This is a genomic window from Corallococcus silvisoli (assembly GCF_009909145.1).
Classification (GTDB): Bacteria; Myxococcota; Myxococcia; order Myxococcales; family Myxococcaceae; genus Corallococcus; species Corallococcus silvisoli.
Genome location: NZ_JAAAPJ010000044.1, coordinates 1 through 2,318, shown reverse-complemented (window position 1 = coordinate 2,318; position 2,318 = coordinate 1). Strand labels below are relative to the sequence as shown.

Genomic DNA, 2,318 nt, shown 5'->3' with positions numbered 1-2,318 from the left:
ATGAAGGTGTTGCCGAGCACCAGGCGGGTGATGCCGCGGTGGGGAACGCAGACGCCCTTGGGCCTGCCGGTGGAGCCAGAGGTGAACATGACGTAGGCGAGCGATTGGCCGTCGAGGAGGATGTCCGGCGCATGGGCCGGCAGCGCGGCGATGTCGTGGGCCTGGGCATCCAGCCAGACACGAGTGCCGGTGGCCGGGAGCAGTGAGGCGAAGGGCTGGTGGGTGACGACGACGTGGACGTCGGCGTCGTCGAGCAGGGCGGCGATGCGCTCCACGGGGGCATTGCGGTCCACGGGGACGTAGGCCGCGCCCGCCTTCAGGATGGCCAGGATGGCCACCACCAACTCGAAGGACCGCTCGACGGCGAGGCCGACGCGGGCTCCTGGGGCGATGCCGAGCGAGCGCAGGTGGTGCGCCAGCTGATTCGCGCGCGCGTCCAGTCGGGCATACGTCAACGTGGCGTCTCCCAGCGCGAGGGCCACGGCGTCCGGCGTGCGCGCGGCCTGCCGGGCGAAGTGGACGTGGACGGGGAGGTCCGTGGGACTGGCGACCGCGGAGGGGTTCCAGTCCACGAGCAGGCGCTGACGCTCCTCGCTGGAGAGCAGTGGGAGCTCGGCCAGGGATTGGTCGGGATGGGTGGCCACGGCGTCCAGCAGCGTGCGCAGGTGGCCGGCCATCCGTTGCAGGGTGCCGTGGTCGAAGAGGTCCTTGTTGTACTCGAGCGTGCCGTGCAGGCCCGCCGTCGTCTCCGTGAAGAAGACACTCACGTCGAACTTCGACGTCGGATGCGCCGTGTCCATGCCCCGCAGACGGAGGTCCGGCAGCCGCAGGTCTTCCGTGGGCACGTTCTGGAGCGCCAGCAGCGTCTGGAAGAGCGGGGTGTGGCTGAGGCTGCGCACCGGCTGGAGCGCTTCGACCAGCTTCTCGAATGGCACCTCCTGGTGCTCGTAGGCCTCCAGGACCGTGGCGCGGACCTGCTGGAGCAGCGCACGGAACGACTGCCCGTCCTCCAGCTTCGCCCTCAGGACGAGCGTGTTGACGAAGAAGCCGATGAGACCTTCCGTCTCGGCGCGGGTGCGGCCGGCGATGGGCGATCCGACGTTGATGTCCTGCTGGCCCGTGTAGCGCGACAGCAGGGCCTGCCAGGCCGCGAGCAGCACCATGAAGAGCGAGCCGCCCTCGCGGTGCGCCAGACTCCGCAAGCCTTCCGTCAGTTCACGGGACAGGGTGAACCGGAAGGTCGCGCCCGAGGTGCCGCGGATGGCCGGACGCGGCCTGTCGGTGGGCAGCTCCAGGATGGCGGGCGCGCCGGAGAGATTCCCTTCCCAGTAGGCCACTTCTCGACGCAGCGCCTCGCCGCTCAGCGTGCGGCGCTGCCAGGCTGCGTAATCCGCGTACCGCACCGGAAGCGCGGGCAGAGGTGAGGGCCGCTCCTCGGAGAAGGCCGAGTAGAGCGCGCCCACCTCGCGGACCAAGATGCCCAGGGACCAGCCGTCGGAGACGATGTGGTGCAGGGTGACGACAAGCGCATGCTCTCGTTCGGCCAGCTTGAAGAGCAGCGCGCGAACGAGGGGGCCCGTGCGCAGATCGAAGGGGCGGCGCATCTCCTGCTCCACGCACGCCCGGGCCTCGGTCTCACGCTGCGCGGCCGGTACGTCCGTGAGGTCCACGAGGCCCAGCCGCATGGGATTGTCAGGATGGATGACCTGGACGGGTTCGCCTTCCACCTGACTGAAGGTCGTGCGCAGGGTGTCGTGACGGCGCACGACTTCCTGCAGGGCACGCTCCAACACCGCTGGGCGCAAATGGCCGTCCAGCCGCACCGCCACCGGTACGTTGTAGAGGGCACTGCCCGGTTCGAGCTGATCAATGAGCCACAGACGCTGCTGCGCGAACGACAGCGGCAGTGGGCCTTCATGCGAGGCACGGGTGATCCGTGTCGCGTGCGTCCGCGCGAGGCCTGACAGCCGCCCCGCGAGAGCTTCGATGGTGGGGGACTCGAAGAGCGCGCGGAGGGGGAGTTCCACGCCGAACTCGGAGCGGACGCGAGACACCACCTGGGTGGCGAGGAGGGAGTGTCCGCCAAGTTCGAAGAAGGAGTCCTTCACGCCAACCTGGGGCAAACGGAGGACTTCGGCCCAGATGGAGGCGAGAGAGGCCTCGGCTTCGGTGCGAGGGGCCACGTAGGAGTGGGTGGCCTGGGGGGCCTCCGGCTCGGGGAGGGCCTTGCGGTCGACCTTTCCGTTGGAGTTGAGGGGCAGGGCGTCGAGCACGAGGAAGGCGGAGGGCACCATGTACTCGGGGAGGCCGAGGCGCAG

General features: G+C 69.6%; 1 protein-coding gene. It reads right to left on the bottom strand.

From position 1 onward, the window contains the following. Window positions 1-2,318 (bottom strand): condensation domain-containing protein (locus GTY96_RS36960; RefSeq protein WP_161667163.1); only part of this gene is annotated, 2,318 nt, incomplete at both ends.